This window comes from Pseudomonas sp. H1_F01 (genome assembly GCF_054681425.1).
This window is the reverse complement of the sequence record NZ_CP162823.1, coordinates 649,117-667,900: the sequence shown is the minus strand read 5'-3', so window position 1 is coordinate 667,900 and position 18,784 is coordinate 649,117. Positions and strand designations below refer to the sequence as shown.

The 18,784-nt window shown below is 61.6% G+C and carries 18 protein-coding genes and 1 riboswitch; of the genes, 10 read left to right on the top strand and 8 right to left on the bottom strand.

Going from position 1 to position 18,784, the window contains the following annotated elements; genetic code table 11:
• Nucleotides 1–3: 3 nt before the first annotated feature.
• Together epd and tkt are read right to left on the bottom strand one after the other, a co-directional pair.
• Entirely contained in the window at nucleotides 4–1,059 is a 1,056-nt protein-coding gene (gene epd, locus AB4O09_RS03090) for an erythrose-4-phosphate dehydrogenase (protein WP_013694439.1), read from the bottom strand.
• A 171-nt stretch (nucleotides 1,060–1,230) separates the two neighbouring features.
• Nucleotides 1,231–3,228 (bottom strand): transketolase, encoded by a 1,998-nt coding sequence (gene tkt / locus AB4O09_RS03085; RefSeq protein ID WP_013694441.1) that lies wholly within the window; start codon nucleotides 3,226–3,228, stop codon nucleotides 1,231–1,233.
• A gap of 40 nt (nucleotides 3,229–3,268) precedes the next feature.
• Between tkt and AB4O09_RS03080 the strand changes: the two genes are divergently transcribed.
• Genes AB4O09_RS03080 through metK form a run of 3 tightly spaced genes read left to right on the top strand, consistent with a single transcriptional unit; the run spans nucleotide 3,269 to nucleotide 5,707 of the window.
• Nucleotides 3,269–3,490, top strand: a complete 222-nt coding sequence (locus tag AB4O09_RS03080; RefSeq protein WP_013694442.1) for a hypothetical protein — start codon at nucleotides 3,269–3,271, stop codon at nucleotides 3,488–3,490.
• A gap of 11 nt (nucleotides 3,491–3,501) precedes the next feature.
• The gene (locus AB4O09_RS03075) at nucleotides 3,502–4,497 is read left to right on the top strand and encodes an ArsR/SmtB family transcription factor (RefSeq protein ID WP_003206398.1); all 996 of its coding nucleotides are present in this window, start codon (nucleotides 3,502–3,504) and stop codon (nucleotides 4,495–4,497) included.
• Nucleotides 4,498–4,516: 19 nt separating this feature from the next.
• A complete protein-coding gene (gene metK, locus AB4O09_RS03070; RefSeq protein ID WP_013694443.1) occupies nucleotides 4,517–5,707 on the top strand; it encodes a methionine adenosyltransferase in 1,191 nt (396 codons plus the stop codon).
• A 190-nt stretch (nucleotides 5,708–5,897) separates the two neighbouring features.
• Here the strand turns inward: metK and AB4O09_RS03065 are convergent, their stop codons facing one another.
• The gene (locus AB4O09_RS03065; RefSeq protein WP_027912928.1) at nucleotides 5,898–6,518 is read right to left on the bottom strand and encodes a LysE family translocator; all 621 of its coding nucleotides are present in this window, start codon (nucleotides 6,516–6,518) and stop codon (nucleotides 5,898–5,900) included.
• A gap of 206 nt (nucleotides 6,519–6,724) precedes the next feature.
• Between AB4O09_RS03065 and ligB the strand changes: the two genes are divergently transcribed.
• Both ligB and AB4O09_RS03055 read left to right on the top strand, forming a co-directional pair.
• Nucleotides 6,725–8,398 carry an NAD-dependent DNA ligase LigB gene (gene ligB / locus AB4O09_RS03060; protein ID WP_027912927.1) on the top strand — a complete coding sequence of 558 codons (1,674 nt, stop codon included), beginning with the start codon at nucleotides 6,725–6,727 and terminating at the stop codon, nucleotides 8,396–8,398.
• A gap of 90 nt (nucleotides 8,399–8,488) precedes the next feature.
• The gene (locus AB4O09_RS03055) at nucleotides 8,489–8,884 is read left to right on the top strand and encodes a DUF1090 domain-containing protein (RefSeq protein ID WP_003206407.1); all 396 of its coding nucleotides are present in this window, start codon (nucleotides 8,489–8,491) and stop codon (nucleotides 8,882–8,884) included.
• 73 nt (nucleotides 8,885–8,957) lie between these two features.
• Here the strand turns inward: AB4O09_RS03055 and AB4O09_RS03050 are convergent, their stop codons facing one another.
• Nucleotides 8,958–9,407: a c-type cytochrome gene (locus AB4O09_RS03050; RefSeq protein ID WP_003206409.1), complete on the bottom strand. Its 450-nt coding sequence runs from the start codon at nucleotides 9,405–9,407 to the stop codon at nucleotides 8,958–8,960.
• Nucleotides 9,408–9,532: 125 nt separating this feature from the next.
• Here AB4O09_RS03050 and mltA point away from each other — a divergent pair, with 125 nt between their 5' ends.
• Nucleotides 9,533–10,720 carry a murein transglycosylase A gene (gene mltA / locus AB4O09_RS03045; protein WP_003206411.1) on the top strand — a complete coding sequence of 396 codons (1,188 nt, stop codon included), beginning with the start codon at nucleotides 9,533–9,535 and terminating at the stop codon, nucleotides 10,718–10,720.
• Between the two features lie 135 nt (nucleotides 10,721–10,855).
• Here the strand turns inward: mltA and AB4O09_RS03040 are convergent, their stop codons facing one another.
• Both AB4O09_RS03040 and AB4O09_RS03035 read right to left on the bottom strand, forming a co-directional pair.
• The gene (locus AB4O09_RS03040) at nucleotides 10,856–11,239 is read right to left on the bottom strand and encodes an MAPEG family protein (protein ID WP_013694446.1); all 384 of its coding nucleotides are present in this window, start codon (nucleotides 11,237–11,239) and stop codon (nucleotides 10,856–10,858) included.
• A gap of 51 nt (nucleotides 11,240–11,290) precedes the next feature.
• Nucleotides 11,291–12,124: an EamA family transporter gene (locus AB4O09_RS03035; protein ID WP_013694447.1), complete on the bottom strand. Its 834-nt coding sequence runs from the start codon at nucleotides 12,122–12,124 to the stop codon at nucleotides 11,291–11,293.
• Between the two features lie 300 nt (nucleotides 12,125–12,424).
• Here AB4O09_RS03035 and AB4O09_RS03030 point away from each other — a divergent pair, with 300 nt between their 5' ends.
• Nucleotides 12,425–13,594 carry an MFS transporter gene (locus AB4O09_RS03030; protein WP_003206416.1) on the top strand — a complete coding sequence of 390 codons (1,170 nt, stop codon included), beginning with the start codon at nucleotides 12,425–12,427 and terminating at the stop codon, nucleotides 13,592–13,594.
• On the opposite strand, the gene AB4O09_RS03025 is transcribed toward AB4O09_RS03030, so the two are convergent.
• Both AB4O09_RS03025 and AB4O09_RS03020 read right to left on the bottom strand, forming a co-directional pair.
• Entirely contained in the window at nucleotides 13,545–14,429 is an 885-nt protein-coding gene (locus tag AB4O09_RS03025; RefSeq protein ID WP_013694448.1) for a formate/nitrite transporter family protein, read from the bottom strand. The two genes, AB4O09_RS03030 and AB4O09_RS03025, sit on opposite strands and share 50 nt — an antisense overlap.
• A 189-nt stretch (nucleotides 14,430–14,618) precedes the next feature.
• Nucleotides 14,619–15,020, bottom strand: coding sequence for an acyl-CoA thioesterase (locus tag AB4O09_RS03020; RefSeq protein ID WP_460107922.1), 402 nt, complete (start codon nucleotides 15,018–15,020; stop codon nucleotides 14,619–14,621).
• 192 nt (nucleotides 15,021–15,212) lie between these two features.
• Nucleotides 15,213–15,320, top strand: a riboswitch (S-adenosyl-L-homocysteine riboswitch).
• A 23-nt stretch (nucleotides 15,321–15,343) separates the two neighbouring features.
• On the opposite strand from AB4O09_RS03020, the gene ahcY reads away from it, so the two are divergent.
• The 3 genes from ahcY (at nucleotide 15,344) to AB4O09_RS03005 (ending at nucleotide 18,754) form a co-directional block, all read left to right on the top strand.
• Nucleotides 15,344–16,753 carry an adenosylhomocysteinase gene (ahcY, locus tag AB4O09_RS03015; protein ID WP_003206421.1) on the top strand — a complete coding sequence of 470 codons (1,410 nt, stop codon included), beginning with the start codon at nucleotides 15,344–15,346 and terminating at the stop codon, nucleotides 16,751–16,753.
• 180 nt (nucleotides 16,754–16,933) lie between these two features.
• Nucleotides 16,934–17,779 carry a methylenetetrahydrofolate reductase [NAD(P)H] gene (metF, locus tag AB4O09_RS03010; protein ID WP_003206422.1) on the top strand — a complete coding sequence of 282 codons (846 nt, stop codon included), beginning with the start codon at nucleotides 16,934–16,936 and terminating at the stop codon, nucleotides 17,777–17,779.
• Between the two features lie 198 nt (nucleotides 17,780–17,977).
• On the top strand, nucleotides 17,978–18,754 hold the full coding sequence (locus AB4O09_RS03005; protein ID WP_003206424.1) for a substrate-binding periplasmic protein: 777 nt from the start codon (nucleotides 17,978–17,980) through the stop codon (nucleotides 18,752–18,754).
• Nucleotides 18,755–18,784: the final 30 nt, after the last annotated feature.

The window sequence follows — 18,784 nt, the reverse complement described above, 5'->3', positions numbered from 1 at the left end:
TGTTTAGAGAGCAGGTTTTTTAGAAGCGGTTTGCAGGTAATGCTCGGCAACGTCCAGCATTCGGTTGGCAAACCCCCATTCGTTGTCGAACCAGGCCAGGATGTTCACAAGCCGCGGCCCGGAAACACGGGTCTGGCTGGCATCGACGATGGCCGAATGCGGGTCATGGTTAAAATCACAACTGGCATGAGGCAACTCGGTGTAGGCCAGAAGGCCTTTGAGCGGACCGCTGGTGGCGGCTTCGCGCAGGATCCGGTTGACCTCGGTGGCGTCGGTATCGCTCACGGTCTGCATCGTAATGTCGAGGCAGGACACGTTGACCGTCGGCACCCGCACGGCTTTGGCCTGAATTCGCCCCGCAAGTTCCGGCAACAGCCGTTCGATGCCGCGCGCCAGACCAGTGGACACCGGAATCACCGATTGGAACGCCGAACGGGTGCGGCGCAAGTCCTCATGATGGTAGGCGTCGATCACCGGCTGGTCGTTCATCGCCGAGTGAATGGTGGTGATCGACACATATTCCAGGCCAATGGCTTGGTCCAGCAGGCGCAACAGCGGCACGCCGCAGTTGGTGGTGCAGGACGCGTTGGACACCAGCAGCTCTTCGCCGGTCAGGCAATCCTGGTTCACGCCATAGACGATAGTGGCGTCCACGTCCACTTCACTGGCCATTGGCTGGGAGAACAGCACCCGTGGCGCGCCGGCAGCGAGAAAACGCTGGCCGTCTTCGCGGGTGTGGTAGGCGCCGGAGCATTCGAGCACCAGATCGACGTCCAGGGACGCCCAGTCGATGCCTTCGGGGGTGGCACTGCGCAGGACCTTCACGCAGTCGCCATTGATATGCAGACAATCGCCCTCGACCCGCACTTCGCCGGGGAACCGGCCGTGGGTGGAGTCAAAGCGTGTCAGGTATTCGATGCTGGCCATGTCGGCCAGATCATTGATCGCCACAATTTCGAAACCAGCCTTGGCCCCTCGCTCGAACAACGCACGCAAGACGCAACGACCTATCCGGCCGTAGCCGTTGAGTGCAACTTTGTAGGGACGCGGTTGGGGCATGGGGGGTTCTCTGACCAGAGTGAATCCATGAAGTACAGCGCTGAATGTTCCGCAGTCATCGCGGGCAAGCCTTGCTCCCACAGACTGGCACTTTCCCAGTGGGGGTATGCACATCCTGTGGGAGCAAGGCTTGCCCGCGATAGCGTCAGAACAGGCAATACATGCCTGGACTTAGTCTTCCAGCAGCTCTTCAGCCTGACCCAGGATGTTTTCCAGGGTGAAGCCGAATTCCTCGAACAGCGCCGGCGCAGGTGCCGATTCGCCGTAGGTGGTCATGCCGATCACGCGGCCTTCCAGGCCCACATACTTGTACCAGTAATCAGCGTGAGCAGCCTCGATGGCGATCCGCGCACTGACCTGCAGCGGCAACACCGCTTGCTTATAGCCAGCATCCTGGGCGTCGAACACGCTGGTGCAAGGCATGGACACTACGCGTACGTTGCGGCCCTGCTCGGTCAGCTTGTCGTAGGCCTGGACGGCCAGGCCGACTTCGGAACCGGTGGCGATCAGGATCAGTTCAGGCTCGCCGATGCAGTCCTTGAGCACGTAGCCGCCGCGAGTGATGTCACCGATCTGGTCGGCATCGCGGTTCTGGTGCTGCAGGTTCTGGCGGGAGAAGATCAGCGCCGACGGGCCGTCGTTACGCTCGATGGCGTACTTCCACGCCACTGCCGATTCCACGGCATCGCATGGGCGCCAGGTGTCCAGGTTCGGCGTGCAACGCAGGCTCGCCAGTTGCTCGATCGGCTGGTGAGTCGGGCCGTCTTCGCCCAGGCCGATGGAGTCGTGGGTGAACACATACAGGATGCGTTTTTTCATCAGCGCCGACATGCGCACGGCATTGCGGGCGTATTCCATGAACATCAGGAAGGTCGCGCCGTAAGGCACCAGGCCGCCGTGCAGCGCCACGCCGTTCATGATCGCGCTCATGCCGAACTCGCGAACGCCGTAGTACATGTAGTTGCCGCTGGCATCTTCAGCGCTGACGCCTTTGCAGCCTTTCCACAGGGTCAGGTTGGAACCGGCCAGGTCGGCCGAACCGCCCAGCAGCTCCGGCAGCAATGGGCCGAAGGCGTTCAGGGTGTTCTGGCTGGCCTTGCGGCTGGCGATGGTTTCGCCCTTGGCGGCGACTTCAGCGATGTACGCCGAGGCTTTTTCGGCGAAGTCGGCCGGCAGCTCGCCGCTGAGGCGACGCACCAGCTCGTTTGCCAGTTCAGGGAATTCGGCGGAATACGCGGCGAAACGCTGGTCCCATTCGGCTTCGAGCGCGCGGCCTTTTTCCTTGGCATCCCACTCGGCATAAATGTCGGCCGGGATTTCGAACGGGCCATGGTTCCACTTCAACGCGGCGCGGGTCAGGGCGATTTCCTCGGCACCCAGCGGCGCGCCGTGGCAGTCTTCCTTGCCTTGCTTGTTCGGCGAGCCAAAACCGATGGTGGTCTTGCAGCAGATCAGGGTCGGCTGGGCGCTTTTGCGGGCGGTCTCGATGGCGGTCTTGATCTCTTCCGGATCGTGGCCGTCGACATTGCGGATCACCAGCCAGTTGTAGGCTTCGAAGCGCTTGGGGGTGTCGTCGGTGAACCAGCCTTCGACTTCGCCATCGATGGAGATGCCGTTGTCGTCATAGAAAGCGATCAGCTTGTCCAGGCCCAGGGTGCCGGCCAGGGAGGCGACTTCATGGGAAATGCCTTCCATCATGCAGCCATCACCCAGGAATACGTAGGTGTGGTGGTCGACGACGTTATGACCTGGGCGGTTGAATTGCGCTGCCAGGACTTTTTCCGCCAGGGCAAAACCCACGGCGTTGGCCAGGCCTTGGCCCAATGGACCGGTGGTGGTTTCCACGCCTGGGGTGTAGCCGTATTCCGGGTGGCCCGGGGTGCGGCTGTGCAGTTGGCGGAAGTTTTTCAGGTCATCGATCGACAGGTCGTAGCCGGTCAGGTGCAGCAGCGAGTAGATCAACATCGAGCCGTGACCGTTGGACAGTACGAAACGGTCACGGTCGGCGAAAGCGGGGTTGCTCGGGCTGTGCTTGAGGTAGTCGCGCCAAAGCACCTCGGCGATATCCGCCATACCCATGGGGGCACCGGGATGGCCGCTGTTGGCTTTCTGCACGGCATCCATGCTGAGGGCACGAATGGCATTGGCACGCTCACGACGGCTGGGCATCGCTGTTCTCCTGCGGGTATTGAATCGAGAATGAATAAAAATGGAACTGAAAAAAGGCGAGCATTTTCCCTCACCCACCCACCCCGGGGCAATGACAGATAGTCATCCTTGGGCGTTTTTCCGGTGGATAAAGTCGCATTCGCCAGGTGAAACCTTTCCGCTGATGGCTTGTAGAGTCAAGCACAGGTTGGGAAGTGCCATTTATCCAGCAATATCAAAACTTTTTGATATTGAACTTGCGATGATCGAAACCCCTCACTAGACTGCCGCACTATGAACTTACCTGCGCCTTCCATTCGCCATGACGACTGCGATGAGCTGGCGGCCCTTTGCAAGGCCGGCGGCGATCCGTTGCGGCTCAATGTATTGCGCGCCCTGGCCAACGACTCGTTCGGCGTGCTGGAGCTGGCGCAGATCTTCGGCATCGGCCAGTCCGGCATGAGCCACCACCTCAAGGTCCTGGCCCAGGCTGACCTGGTGGCGACCCGCCGCGAAGGCAACGCCATTTTCTATCGCCGCGCCCTGCCCCACACCGACCTGTTGGGCGGCAAGCTGCACACGGCGCTGCTGGACGAAGTGGACGCGCTGAACCTTCCGACGGACGTACAGGCTCGCATCGCCCAGGTACACGGGCAACGGGCCGCCGCCAGCCAGGATTTTTTCGCACGGGTCGCCGAGAAATTTCGCGCCCAGCAAGACCTGATCGCCGGGCTGCCGCAATACCGCGAAAGCGTCGTGGCGCTGCTCGACAAACTAAGCTTCGAAGCCACGGCCACGGCGATTGAAGTCGGCCCCGGTGATGGTGCTTTCCTGCCGGAGCTGGCGCGGCGTTTCAGCCAGGTGACGGCGCTGGACAACAGCCCGGCCATGCTCGAACTGGCGCGCCAGGTGTGTGAACGCGAGGCCCTGGCTAACGTCAGCCTGCAACTGGCCGATGCTCTGGATGGCATGAGCCTGCAGGCCGACTGCGTTGTCTTGAACATGGTGCTGCATCATTTCGCCGCGCCGGCCGATGCACTCAGACACATGGCCGGCATGCTGCAACCGGGCGGCAGCCTGCTGGTGACGGAGTTATGCAGCCACAACCAGAGCTGGGCCAGGGAGGCCTGCGGCGATCTCTGGCTCGGATTTGAACAGGACGACCTGGCCCGCTGGGCCACCGCTGCGGGTCTCGTGCCCGGGGAAAGCCTCTATGTAGGCTTACGTAATGGTTTCCAGATCCAGGTTCGCCACTTTCAGCGGCCGACTGGCGACACTCACCAACGGTAACTTGTAGGAAAACATCGAGATGAGCGAATACTCCCTTTTCACCTCCGAGTCCGTGTCTGAAGGGCATCCGGACAAAATCGCCGACCAGATTTCTGATGCGGTGCTGGACGCCATCATTGCTGAAGACAAGTTCGCCCGCGTGGCGTGCGAGACTCTGGTGAAAACGGGCGTGGCGATCATCGCCGGCGAAGTCACCACGTCGGCCTGGGTCGACCTGGAGCAGATCGTCCGCGACGTGATCCTGGGCATTGGCTACAACAGCTCCGACGTCGGCTTCGACGGCGCGACCTGTGGCGTGATGAACATCATTGGCAAGCAGTCCCCCGACATCAACCAAGGCGTTGATCGGGCCAAGCCTGAAGACCAGGGTGCCGGCGACCAGGGCCTGATGTTCGGCTACGCCAGCAACGAGACCGACGTGCTGATGCCGGCCCCGATCACCTTCTCGCACCAGTTGGTTCAACGCCAGGCCGAGGCCCGTAAATCCGGACTGCTGCCTTGGCTGCGCCCGGACGCCAAGTCCCAGGTGACCTGCCGTTACGAAGGCGGCAAGGTGGTGGGTATCGATGCCGTTGTCCTGTCGACCCAGCACAACCCAGAAGTGTCCTACAAAGACCTGCGCGAAGGCGTGATGGAACTGATCGTCAAGCACGTGCTGCCTGCCGAGCTGCTGTCCAAGGACACCCAGTTTCACATCAACCCGACTGGCCAATTCATCATCGGCGGCCCGGTGGGCGACTGCGGCCTGACCGGTCGCAAGATCATCGTCGACAGCTACGGCGGCATGGCTCGTCACGGCGGCGGCGCGTTCTCCGGCAAGGACCCATCGAAGGTTGACCGTTCGGCGGCCTACGCCGGCCGTTATGTCGCCAAGAACATCGTCGCCGCCGGCCTGGCCGAGCGCTGCGAGATCCAGGTTTCCTACGCCATTGGCGTGGCCCAGCCTACGTCGATCTCGCTGAATACCTTCGGCACCGGCAAGATCGGCGATGACAAGATCATCAACCTGGTCCGTGAAGTGTTCGACCTGCGTCCGTACGCCATCACTACCATGCTCGACCTGCTGCACCCGATGTACCAGGACACTGCAGCCTATGGCCACTTCGGTCGTACGCCGCAGACCAAGACCGTGGGTGACGATACCTTCACCACGTTCACCTGGGAAAAAACCGACCGCGCCGACTCCCTGCGCGCCGCTGCCGGCCTGTAATACCCGCGTGTAAAGAAAAGCCCCTGGCGACCGGGTCGCCAGGGGCTTTTTCATGCCAGGCTCTTGAGGCGAGAGAATTTATCTGTGGGAGCAAGGCTTGCCCGCGATGAGGACAACGCGGTCCCTGCGGTAACGAGGTGCCTGTATCGCGGGCAAGCCTTGCTCCCACAAAATCCCCTCGTCATGGCGCTCAAGTCCGCCGCGCCACCAGCAAAAACGAAGCCGCACTGGCCAGCAGTCCCGCACACATTCGATTGAACAGGCGCTTGCCACTAGGCCGGGCGAACAGCCGTCGCGCGTAAATGCCCATGTAGCAATACAGGCCGATGGCGATGCACTCCAGTGCCAGGAACAAACCTCCCAGCACGGCAAATTGTTGGGTGACGGTGCCTGTACGGTCGACAAATTGCGGCAGGAACGCGGTAAACAACAGGATCGCCTTCGGATTGCCGATCGCCACCAGGAACTCCTGGCGCGCCAGGCCAGCCCGGCTCATCGACGCGACCGCGGCTTCACTGCCGGCCTCAGGCTGGGCCCGCCACAATTGCACGGCCAAATAGAACAGGTAAGCGGCACCGACGAGCTTGATCCCCAGGAACAGCAACTCCGAGGTGTGCAGTACGGCGGTAAGCCCCACCGCTGCCAGGGCGATCATGATCGCAAACGCCAGCAATCGACCAATGCCGCCACTGCACGCCCGGACGAAGCCATAACGCGAGGCGTTACTGATGGACAGCAGGTTGTTCGGCCCCGGCGCCATGTTCAGCGCAAAGCAGGCCGGGATGAAAACAGCGAGCGTCGACAGTTCCATCGGGAGCATTCCAGGCAGCGGTGAATCGAAAGCCCATTCTGCGCCGGCCGTTGATGAGGGCAAGACACAGTTGCACGGCTAAATCGCCTCGCACTGTACCGCCGCGATTTTGCCACCAGGCCCCGCAAAATCCGGTAACGCTCCGGGCCTCGCAACTTCCGGGACGGTGGCTAGCCTTCAGTACTCAACCAAGCAAGGATGCTTCGATGCCACCGTTTTTGTATGCACTCGCCTGTCTTGTCTTCATTGCCATTCCTGCGCTCGCCGCGCCCTGTCCCGACTGGCCCACTGAACGCGCCCGGGCCGAGATCGCCGCGCTGCAACAGCAAATCGACACCTGGGACGACGGCTATCACCGCCTCGGTCAATCGCCGGTGGCCGACGAACTGTATGACCAGTCCCGCGCACAGTTGGGCCAATGGCGCCGCTGCTTCAACCTCGCGGCACCCGACGATCCGCTGCGCTCAACGGGCGGAAAGGTTCCGCACCCCGTGGTCCATACCGGCCTGGAAAAGCTGAAGGACGCCGACGCCGTGGGGGCCTGGCTGCGCGGTCGGGAGGACGTCTGGGCCCAGCCGAAAGTCGACGGTGTGGCGGTAACCCTGGTCTATCGCAAGGGTCGCCTGCATCAGGCAATCAGCCGTGGCGATGGCGTCCAAGGACATGACTGGACCACGAATGCGCGCAAGATCGGCGCCATCCCCCAGCGACTGCACCAGTCCGTAGACCTGGTCGTCCAGGGCGAGTTGTACTGGCGCCTGGAGGCCCATGTCCAAGCCAGCAGCGGCAGCGTGAACGCCCGCGGGACCATGGCAGGCTTGATGGCACGCAGCAATTTGACGGTACACGATGGGGTGTATATCGACCTGTTTGTCTGGGACTGGCCGGAAGGGCCGGACACCCTGCCCGAGCGAATGGCCGCGCTGAACGCCTTGGGCTTCGCTGACACCCTCGACTACAACCAACCTGTGCGGACATTGGCCGATGCCGAGCAGTGGCGCGATCACTGGTACCGCACGCCGCTGCCATTCGCCAGCGACGGAATCGTCCTGCACCAGAGCCGCCGCCCACCCGCCGACCGCTGGCAGGCCAGGGCGCCGTTCTGGAGCGTGGCCTGGAAATACCCGTATGCCCAGGCGCTGGCCGAAGTGCGCAAGGTGCACTTCAAGGTCGGTCGCACCGGACGCATCACCCCCGTACTGGAGCTTGAACGCATCCGACTCGACGACCGGTGGATTCGCCGGGTAAGTGTCAGTTCCCTCAAGCGTTGGGAAGAGATGGACATTCGCCCCGGCGACCGTGTCGCTATCAGCCTGGCCGGGCTGACCATCCCACGGCTCGACAGCGTCGTGCTGCGCAGCGTCGAGCGGCAGAACCTCAACGTCCCTGCGGAAACCGATCATCACTTCTTGAGTTGCTGGCAACCGACACCCGGCTGTGAAAGCCAGTTCCTCGCGCGACTGGGCTGGCTCAGCGGCAAACAAGGGCTTGCCCTGCCCCACGTCGGCCCCGGCACCTGGGAAAAGCTGCTGGCCGCCGGACGACTCGACGGATTGCTGGATTGGATGACCCTCGATGCCGCCGAGCTTGCTAACATTGCCGGCTTCGGCGAACACAGCAGCACCCGCCTGCTCGCCAGCCTGCACAGCGCCCGACAACGCCCGTTCGAGCAATGGCTCAAGGCCCTGGGCCTGCCGCCCGCTGGTGAGGCCCGGCTGGAGGGGCCGTGGCAGGCGCTGGCCGAGCGCAGCACCGAACAATGGCAAGCCGAGGCCGGCATCGGACCGGGACGCGCCGCGCAACTGAGCGCATTTTTTCGCGACCCGCAGGTGCTGGCCTTGAGTGACGTATTACGCACTGCCGGGGTCGACGGTTTTTAATCCGGGCCCTGTGCGGTTGAACCCAAGGGGCAAGCATGCGTTCCAACAGCGCATCTGTACCGACCGCTCGCGATTTTTTACGGAGTTGCTATGAATTTCCTGTCCCCCGTTGCCCTGCTGGTCTTATGCAGTGCCATGGCCGCCCCCTTGATGGCGGACGAGCAAGCCCCGGAGCTCACCGGTTGCGCGGCCAAGCGCCAGGGCATCATCAACCAGATCGAACTGGCCAAGTCCCGTGGCAACCAGGACCAGCAGGCAGGCCTGGAAACCGCGTTGGACGAAGTCACCAGCCATTGCACCGATGCGTCCTTGCGCAAGGAGCGTGAAAACAAGGTGCTCGATGCCAAGCACGAGGTCAGCCGGCGTCAGGCCGACCTGGAAAAGGCCATGAAAAAAGGCGACGCCGAGCGGATCAACAAACGCAAGGACAAGCTGGCAACCTCCCGCAAGGAACTGCAGGAAGCGGTGGACGAGCTGGACAAGTGAACATTGAAAAGATCGCAGGCTCCTGCAGGATGAATGCGATCCCCTGTAGGAGCCTGCGATCTTTCAAGATATGTCAATGATCCCGAAACTCCTTATGACAGGCACTGCACGCATCCTCGACCTTTTGCACCGCCGGCCCCAAGTAACTGGCCTTGTAGGGTTGGACGTTGCTGGCGGTCACCAACTCACCGGTGGCGGCTTCAAGGTTGCGGGCCATTTCCTGGAAACGCGCCTGCTTTTGCCAGACCTCATCCCGGGCGCTGGTGTGGTCTTGCTCGCGCACTTGCGGGAAGTGCTTCCACGGCTCATGGGAGAGTTGATCCAGTTGCGCCGCGCCTTCGGCAAATCGTGGGCCATCGAACGGGACTCGTCCACGCAACATGCCGCCCAACTCTTCGTTGGTCTTGAGCATCTGCTTGAAGATCGCCTTGCGCTGGCCAAGGGGAGAATTGGGATCGACGCCGCCACAGGCGGATAACATCAGGCAGGCCAGTACGGCCATGGAAAATCGTTTTACAAACATCTTGGCCTCGGGGCAGGAAACGGCAGTTAGTATCCTCGGGTCATCGGTAAAGACCAATGGCCCTATCAACAATACGGGTTGTTCGAGCGCCTGACAGCGTTCGAATGACTGCAAAGGAAATCTTCATGAACAGCCGCATCAAGACCTGGCACAAAGGCCTGGCATTGACCCTACCGCTGATCGCACTGTTGGCCGGTTGTAATCGCGGCGAAAAGGTCGAAGAACCTCAGACCCACGCCCTCGCCACCTATGTCAGCGCACCGTGGGAGGCGTTGCCGTCGGTGTCCGATGCAGACCTGCTGGCCGGTTTCGGCTCCTGGCGCAGTGCCTGCACCCGACTCAAGGCCGATGCGACCTGGGGCCCGACCTGCGCGGCAGCGGCCAATGTGCCGCAAACCCCACAGGATGTACGCAATTTCCTGAAACAGAACCTGGACGTCTATGGCCTGCGCTCGGGAGACAACAGCCCCAACGGCCTGATTACCGGCTACTACGAGCCGGTCTACCCCGGCAGCCTCACCCAGACCGCTACGGCGAATATCCCGGTCTACGGTGTGCCAGAGGACATGATCATTGTGTCGCTGGACAGCATTTACCCTGAACTCAAGGGCAAACGCCTGCGTGGCCGCCTCGAAGGCCGCGTGCTCAAGCCATACGACGACGCGGCCACCATCGAAACCAACGGAGTAAAGGCGCCGGTCATCGCCTGGCTGACCGACCCCATGAACCTGCAATTCCTGCAAATCCAGGGTTCGGGACGCATTCGACTCGCCGATGGCCGCCAACTGCGCATCGGTTATGCCGACCAGAACGGCCATCCTTACCGCCCCATCGGGCGCTGGCTGGTTGAACAGGGCGAGCTGAAGAAAGAAGACGTGACCATGGGCGCCATCAGTGCCTGGGCCAAGGCCAACCCGAACCGTATTCCCGAATTGCTGGGCAGCAACCCCAGCTACGTGTTCTTCAACCGTAACCCCGACAGCAACGAAGGCCCGCGAGGCTCGCTGAATGTACCGCTGACAGCCGGCTACAGTGTGGCGGTGGACCGCAAGGTGATTCCGCTGGGCAGCCTGCTGTGGCTATCCACCACGCGCCCCGACGGCAGCACCTTGAACCGGCCCGTCGCCGCCCAGGACACTGGCGGTGCAATTGCCGGCGAAGTGCGGGCGGACCTGTTCTGGGGCACGGGCGAGGCGGCCGGACAACTGGCCGGGGACATGAAGCAACAGGGCCAGATCTGGATGCTCTGGCCCAAGGGCATGGCGTTGCCGCAAGTGCCGCAGGTGGCGAATGCGGTGACCGCCAATCCCTAGGGCCCCGATCGCGAGCAAGCTCGCTCCCACATTGGATCGGTTGTGTACACAAAATATGTATTCACCGAGATCAACTGTCGGAGCGAGCTTGCTCGCGAAGAGGCCAGCCAAAACGCCAAAAATCCGAAATCAGGCTCAGACCGAAACGAAGAAGAAACTCAAGACCAACCCCACCCCCACGAACCACATCAGCGAACGTAGAATCGCCCAGTCAGCCAGATAGCAAATGATGTAGAGCAGGCGACTGGTGATGAACAGCACTGCCAGCACATTGATGGTCACCAGCTCGGCATTGCCGGCCAGGTGCGCGACAATCACGGCGGCGGCAAAAAAAGGGCTGATTTCAAAGCTGTTCAGTTGCGCGGCGTATGCCCGCCGAGGCGCACCTTCGAGTGAGTCCAGAAAGTCCCGAGGGTCGTGGTTATCTGCCAGCCTGTATCGTCCACCGATCTTGGCAATGGCGACACACAGGTAAGGCAGGAGAAAGGCAATCAAAATACACCACAGGGCAACCGTCATTGACGCAGTTCCTTCTTTGAGTTTTATAGAATATCGCAAGTCCAGCGCCGGTCAGGACTTCATCACCAGCATGCCAACCAACACCAGCCCGCAGGCTAAGAGCCGCGGCAAGCCGAAAGGTTCTTTCAAGTAACGCATGCCGAACAGCACCACCAGGATCACGCTGATCTCCCGCAGCGCCGCCGCTTCGGCGATCGAGCCCAGTTGCATGGCCCACAGCACCAGAGCGTAGCTGAACAATACGCAGAATCCGACTGCCAACCCCAACCGCCACTGCTCACGCCAGAACCGCATGAAGGCCGGCCGCTTGCTCACCAGCGCCAGCAACGGGAACGGCCAGGCACTGAACAGCGTGACCCAGACCAGGTAATCCAGCGGATGGGACCAGCGCCGCAAAGCGTGACCGTCGATAAAGGTGTAGCAACCGATGCACAGGCCGATCAGCGCCACCACCGGCAGCATCGACCAGGGCAGCCGCTCGCCACCACCGCCCTGCCACAACAGGCAAAGCATGCCGAACGGGATCAGCAAAATGCCGATAACCTGCTGGGTCGCCAGGGTTTCACCAGCGAACATAAATGTCAGGGCCAGCACCACCAGCGGCGACAGGCCGCGCATCAGCGGATAGACCAGCCCCAGGTCACCGACCCGATAAGCCTGGATCAGCAAATAGCGGTAGAGCAGCTCGAACGCCGCCGACGCCAGGATCCACGGCCAGATCTCCAACGGCGGCAAGGCCACGAAACCCAGTGCCAACGCGACGAACAGCAAGGCGACGCTGTCCATGCACGCCACCACCAGCAAACGCTCGCCACTGAACTTGATCAGCGTATTCCACGCCGCATGCAACAGCGCCGCGACCAACACCAAGGCCGTTGCAAGCACGGCACGCTCCTTGTCTTGTCCCCCGCCCGTAGGAGCTGCCGAAGGCAGCGATCTTTTGATCTTTCACTTCAGACTCAATTGTCAGTGGAAAGATCGCAGCCTCGTTGCACTCGACAGCTCCTACGATCATCGGGCTCATGAATTGATTCGCTATCGTTTATACTGCAAGCCGACCACGCCGCACTCAGTTGCGCATACACCTATTCCAATAATCTCGCTGTTGCCCCGCTCATTCGAATGGGGGCGCCGGCATGCGTATGCCTGATCAGAGCGTCAAGACTACAGACAGAGACCTTGCGCATGCCACTCGCCTTGCTTGCTTTGGCCGTCGCCGCTTTCGGCATCGGCACGACTGAATTCGTCATCATGGGCCTGTTGCCCGATGTCGCCCGGGACTTGGCCGTGAGCATTCCCCAGGCCGGGCTACTGATTACGGGCTACGCCCTGGGCGTGGTGTTCGGCGCGCCGATCCTGGCGATTGGCACCGCCAACATGCCACGCAAGGCCACGCTGCTGGGCATGACCCTGATGTTCATCCTCGGCAACGTGCTCTGCGCCCTGGCGCCGAACTACGCCACGCTGATGGCCGCCCGGGTCATTACTGCGCTGTGCCACGGAGCGTTCTTTGGCATCGGTTCGGTAGTGGCGGCCGGGCTGGTGGCGCCGAACAAACGGGCCCAGGCGATTGCCATGATGTTCACCGGCCTGACCCTGGCTAACGTGCTGGGCGTGCCGTTGGGCACGGCTTTGGGGCAATACGCCGGTTGGCGTTCGACGTTCTGGGCGGTATCGGTGATCGGCGTGATCGCCGCCATCGCCCAATGGGTCTGGCTGCCCAGGGAAATCCCCATGGACAAAGCCAACCTGGCCAGCGAGTTCAAGGTGCTGGGCAAGGTCAACGTGTTGCTCGCCCTGGGCATGAGCGTGCTGGCCTCCACCAGTTTGTTCAGCGTGTTCACCTACATCGCGCCGATCCTGCAGGACATCACCGGTGTCAGCCCACACGGCATCACCATCATGTTGCTGTTGTTCGGTGTCGGCCTGACAGCGGGTAGCTTCCTCGGCGGGCGTCTAGCGGACCGGCGCCTGCTGCCTTCACTGGTGGCCATGGCCCTGGCCGTGGTGCTGGTGTTGGCCGCGTTCAGCCAGACCAGCCAATCGGTGATTCCGGCGGCGATCACCCTGGTGCTGTGGGGGATCTTCGCCTTCGCCCTGTGCCCGATCCTGCAACTGCTGATCATCGACCAGGCCTTTGAGGCGCCGAACCTCGGCTCGACCCTGAACCAGAGTGCCTTCAACCTCGGCAACGCGGCGGGAGCATGGATTGGTGGGTTGGTCGTCGCCAGTGGTGCCGACCTGGCGGACTTGCCGTGGACCGGGGCCCTGATGGGCGGGCTAACCGTACTGGCCGCGCTATATTTTATTTATCGCCAGCGTCATCTCGGCGCTGCGGCAGGCCTTGCCGACTGAGGGGCGTATTGGTCTCGCTGCGCACCTGTGCGTGGCTGATCAGCGCAAAGATGAAACTGCCGCCGATGATATTCCCCGCCAACGTCGGCCCGGCAAACACCATCCAGAAATCCGCCCATGACAACTGGCCGGCGAACACCAGGTACGACACTTCGGCCGAGCCGACGACGATGTGAGTGAAATCCCCGAGCGCCATGAGGTAGGTGATCAGGATGATGATCCACATCTTGGCGCTTTCCATGGACGGGATCATCCAGACCATGGTGGCGATCATCCAGCCGGAGATGATGCCCTTGGCGAACATCTGGCCAGTGTCGTTCTCCATGACCTTGCGCCCGATCTCCAGGAAAGCCTGGTCGGTGCGCTGATCGAAGATCGGCAAGTGCAGCATCACATACGCCACCAGCAAGGTGCCGCACAGGTTGCCCACCAGCACCACGCCCCAGAGCCGCAACAGCCGGCCGAAGTTGCCCAGCGTGGGTTTGCTCATGATCGGCAGCACGGCGGTCAGGGTATTTTCGGTGAACAGTTGCTGGCGGGCCAGGATCACCGCGAGAAAGCCGGCGCAGTAACCGAAACTGGCGATCACCTTGAAGCCTTCGTGGTCCGGCAGCCGGGAGTTGAGCAATCCCATTGCCATCAGCGACAGGCCCATGGTCAACCCCGCCGCCAGGGCCGACCACCAGAGCGCGGCGATACTGCGCTCCAGCTCCTGGTTGCCCTGGGTGCGGATGATTTCGTGCAGCACCGCAGCCCGCGGCGGCTGGTTGCGGTCGACTTCATGCTGCTCCTGAGCCGAAAGGTCAGGGGTCTTGCCTTCTTCATGGGTGTCCATACAGCTCCTGAACCGGTGGCGTGATGTACCTACGACACGTGGCGATCAGCGCTGTTCAGTTACCTCAGCCTGAAACCGCTATCGCGAGCAAGCTCGCTCCCACAGGGAGACGGCGGTGAGCACAAATCCCGTGAACACACCGAAATCAATGTGGGAGCGAGCTTGCTCGCGATAGCAGCGCCGTCGATTTCACTCGACGACAGCATCCTTGAACTGATCCTTGACGTACTTGATCTCGGTCCGCCCGTGAGGCGCGGGCAGGCCGTCTTCGCCGAGATTGACGAAGACCATCTTCTCCACGGTCAGGATGCTCTTGCGGGTGATTTTGTTGCGCACCTCGCAGGTCAGGGTGATGGAAGTACGGCCAAACTCGGCGGCGGTGATGCCCAGCTCGATGATGTCGCCCTGGCGCGAAGCGCTGACGAAATTGATTTCCGAGATGTACTTGGTGACCACGCGCTGGTTACCGAGCTGGACGATGGCGTAGATCGCCGCCTCCTCGTCGATCCAGCGCAACAGGCTGCCGCCGAACAGCGTTCCGTTGGGGTTGAGGTCTTCGGGCTTGACCCATTTGCGGGTGTGGAAATTCATGATCACTCCTGAGTGTCTGGCCGTTGGATTGCTGCATCATGGCAGACCGCACGGTCAGGCTCTACGTCGCGGGCCCTATGACAGTCATCGGCATTTTTGATTTGCCGACAGAAACCCTTTTGGAAGATCCGATTAGCCCGTTATAATCGCCACCGCTTTACCTCGGTCCACCCTTTGGACCGTTCCCGCCACCTGTCCGAGGGGCGCTGCAGCAGGCTCGACCTGTCAGGCTCGGATGGGGCGTTGTTTGTACGGGGGCTCCCCGCACGGACACTAAACGCACAACGGCGCCCATTCGCATACATTACGAATGGAGGCTCTTCATGAGCGCTGTTATCACGCCTGCCGATTTTACCGACTACAAAGTCGCCGACATGTCCCTGGCTGCCTGGGGCCGTCGCGAAATCATCATCGCCGAATCCGAAATGCCAGCCCTGATGGGCCTGCGCCGCAAGTACTCTGGCGAACAGCCATTGAAGGGCGCGAAGATCCTCGGCTGCATCCACATGACCATCCAGACCGCCGTGCTGATCGAAACCCTGGTTGCCCTGGGTGCCGAAGTGCGCTGGTCGTCCTGCAACATCTTCTCGACCCAGGACCAGGCCGCTGCCGCCATCGCCGCCGCCGGTATCCCGGTATTCGCCTGGAAAGGCGAGACCGAGCAAGAGTACGAGTGGTGCCTGGAGCAGACCATCCTCAAGGATGGCCAGCCGTGGGACACCAACATGATCCTCGACGACGGCGGCGACCTGACCGAACTGCTGCACAAGAAGTACGCAGCCGTGCTGGAAAACGTCCACGGCGTGACCGAAGAAACCACCACTGGCGTGCACCGCCTGCTGGACATGCTGGCCAAGGGCGAACTGAAGATCCCGGCCATCAACGTCAACGACTCGGTAACCAAGAGCAAGAACGACAACAAGTACGGCTGCCGTCACAGCCTCAACGACGCCATCAAGCGCGGCACCGACCACCTGTTGTCGGGCAAGCAGGCGCTGGTGATCGGCTACGGTGACGTGGGCAAGGGTTCGGCCCAGTCCCTGCGTCAGGAAGGCATGATCGTCAAGGTGTCCGAAGTCGATCCGATCTGCGCCATGCAGGCCTGCATGGACGGTTTCGAGCTGGTTTCGCCGTTCATCGACGGGATCAACGACGGCACCGAAGCCAGCGTCGACAAGGCCCTGCTGGGCAAGATCGATCTGATCGTGACCACCACCGGCAACGTCAACGTCTGCGATGCCAACATGCTCAAGGCCCTGAAGAAGCGCGCCGTGGTCTGCAACATCGGTCACTTCGACAATGAAATCGACACCGCTTTCATGCGCAAGAACTGGGCATGGGAAGAAGTGAAGCCGCAGGTCCACAAGGTGCACCGCACTGGCACCGGCAGCTTCGACCCACAGAACGACGACTACCTGATCCTGCTGGCTGAAGGCCGCCTGGTTAACCTGGGCAACGCCACCGGCCACCCAAGCCGCATCATGGACGGCTCGTTCGCCAACCAGGTCCTGGCCCAGATCTTCCTGTTCGGCCAGAAATACGCCGACCTGTCGCCGGCCCAGAAAGCCGAGCGCCTGACCGTGGAAGTACTGCCCAAGAAACTCGACGAAGAAGTGGCCCTGGAAATGGTCCGCGGTTTCGGCGGCGTGGTCACCAAACTGACCAAGCAACAGGCTGACTACATCGGCGTCACCGTCGAAGGCCCGTTCAAGCCGCACGCTTACCGCTACTAATAGGCGCCCTTCCCTTTGGGGGCAGGCCTGTGGGAGCAAAGCTTGCTCGCGATGCAGACACCTCGATCCAGCTATCGGACCGAGGCGATGCCAATCGCGAGCAGGCTCGCTCCCACATAAACCCGCTCCCACAAGGGATGTGCGAGCCTCTCCGGCTTACGAGCTTCCAAGGATATGACCATGTCCCAAGACCGTCGCTACAGCTTCGAGTTCTTCCCGACGAAGACCGATGCTGGGCATGAAAAACTGATCGCCACTGCCCGTCAGCTGGCCAGCTACAACCCCGACTTCTTCTCCTGCACCTATGGCGCCGGCGGTTCGACCCGTGACCGCACCATGAACACCGTGTTGCAGCTCGAAAGCGAAGTCAAAGTCCCAGCCGCCCCTCACCTGTCTTGCGTGGGTGACAGCAAGGACGACCTGCGCAGCCTGCTGACCCAGTACAAGGCCGCTGGCATCAAGCGCATCGTTGCCCTGCGCGGCGACCTGCCGTCAGGCATGGGCATGGCCAGCGGCGAGCTGCGCCATGCCAACGAACTGGTGAGCTTCATTCGTGAAGAAACCGGCGATCACTTCCACATCGAAGTGGCTGCGTATCCGGAAATGCACCCCCAGGCGCGCAATTTCGAAGACGATCTGCGCAACTTCGTGCGCAAGGCCAATGCTGGCGCCAACAGCGCGATCACCCAGTACTTCTTCAACGCCGACAGTTACTTCTACTTCGTCGAACGCATACGCAAGTTGGGCGTCGACATTCCTGTGGTGCCGGGAATCATGCCGATCACCAACTACAGCAAGCTGGCGCGCTTCTCCGACGCGTGCGGTGCAGAAATTCCACGCTGGATCCGCAAGCAGCTGGAAGCCTACGGCGACGACGCCTCCAGCATCCAAAGCTTTGGCGAGGAAGTCATCACGCAAATGTGTGAGCGTTTGCTGCAAGGCGGTGCACCGGGGCTGCATTTCTATACCCTTAACCAGGCCGAACCCAGCCTCGCGGTATGGAACAACCTCAAGCTGCCACGCTGAATGATGCATGTGGTGGCACAAAAAAAGGCCTTGGCAAACACCAAGGCCTTTTTCATTCAGTGATCGCAACGGCCCGCCCCCTGCAATGCGCCGCATCGGTGAGCGCGCCGAGCCATCCATGAACACTGGAGGCGGGCCACCAGGGCGCAGGCCAGAGCGCTCTAGCTATTTGATGAGCTCTCGTCGTAACCTCAGGCCATGCCCGTCATTGTCCAGCTGCTGACCACCCTTCTTCTCTTGTGCCTGAGCATGACTGCCCGGGCCGAGAAGTTGCGCATTGTCACCGAACCCTGGGCGCCGTATGTCTACGAAGAGAACGGCAAGATGCTGGGCCTGGACTACGAAACCACGGCCATCGTGTTCAAGCGCCTGGGTATCGACGTGGAATGGCAGTTCCTGCCGTGGAAGCGCTGCCTGGTGATGCTGGAGCAGGGGTTGGCGGACGGTGCGCTGGACATTTTCCACAGCGATGAGCGCGATGCCATGCTGCTTTACCCCAGCGAACCGCTGTCGGACGTGGAGTTTGTGATGTTCTACGCCAATGCCCGGCCCCATCCGTTTCGCACGCTCGATGACCTGGGCGGCCTGACCATCGGCACCTCACCCGGTTATCTCTACAGCCAGGCCTTCAGTGAGTCGACCCTGTTCACCCGGGAAACAGCGCCGACCCACGAAGCCAATTTCGGAAAGCTGCAGCTGGGACGCATCGACCTGCTCATCACCGACCGCAGGGTGGGCCGACATGTGCTCGAACAAATGCAGTTGGGCGACCAGATCACCGAAAACCCGATGGTCGTGAGCCGTCAAAGCCAATACCTGGCGGTGCGGCGCAACGCCGGGATGGATTTGCTGGTGCAACGCTTCAGTGCCGAACTCAAGCGTTTCAAGCGCGAACCCGCCTATGCCGAACTGAGCGCCCGCTACGGCGCCGGCCCAGTGGCCGAGGTCATCTCGCCCGGGCCGGGTCAACGTTGAAATAAACCGTTGAGCAGCAGGAAAGCGGCG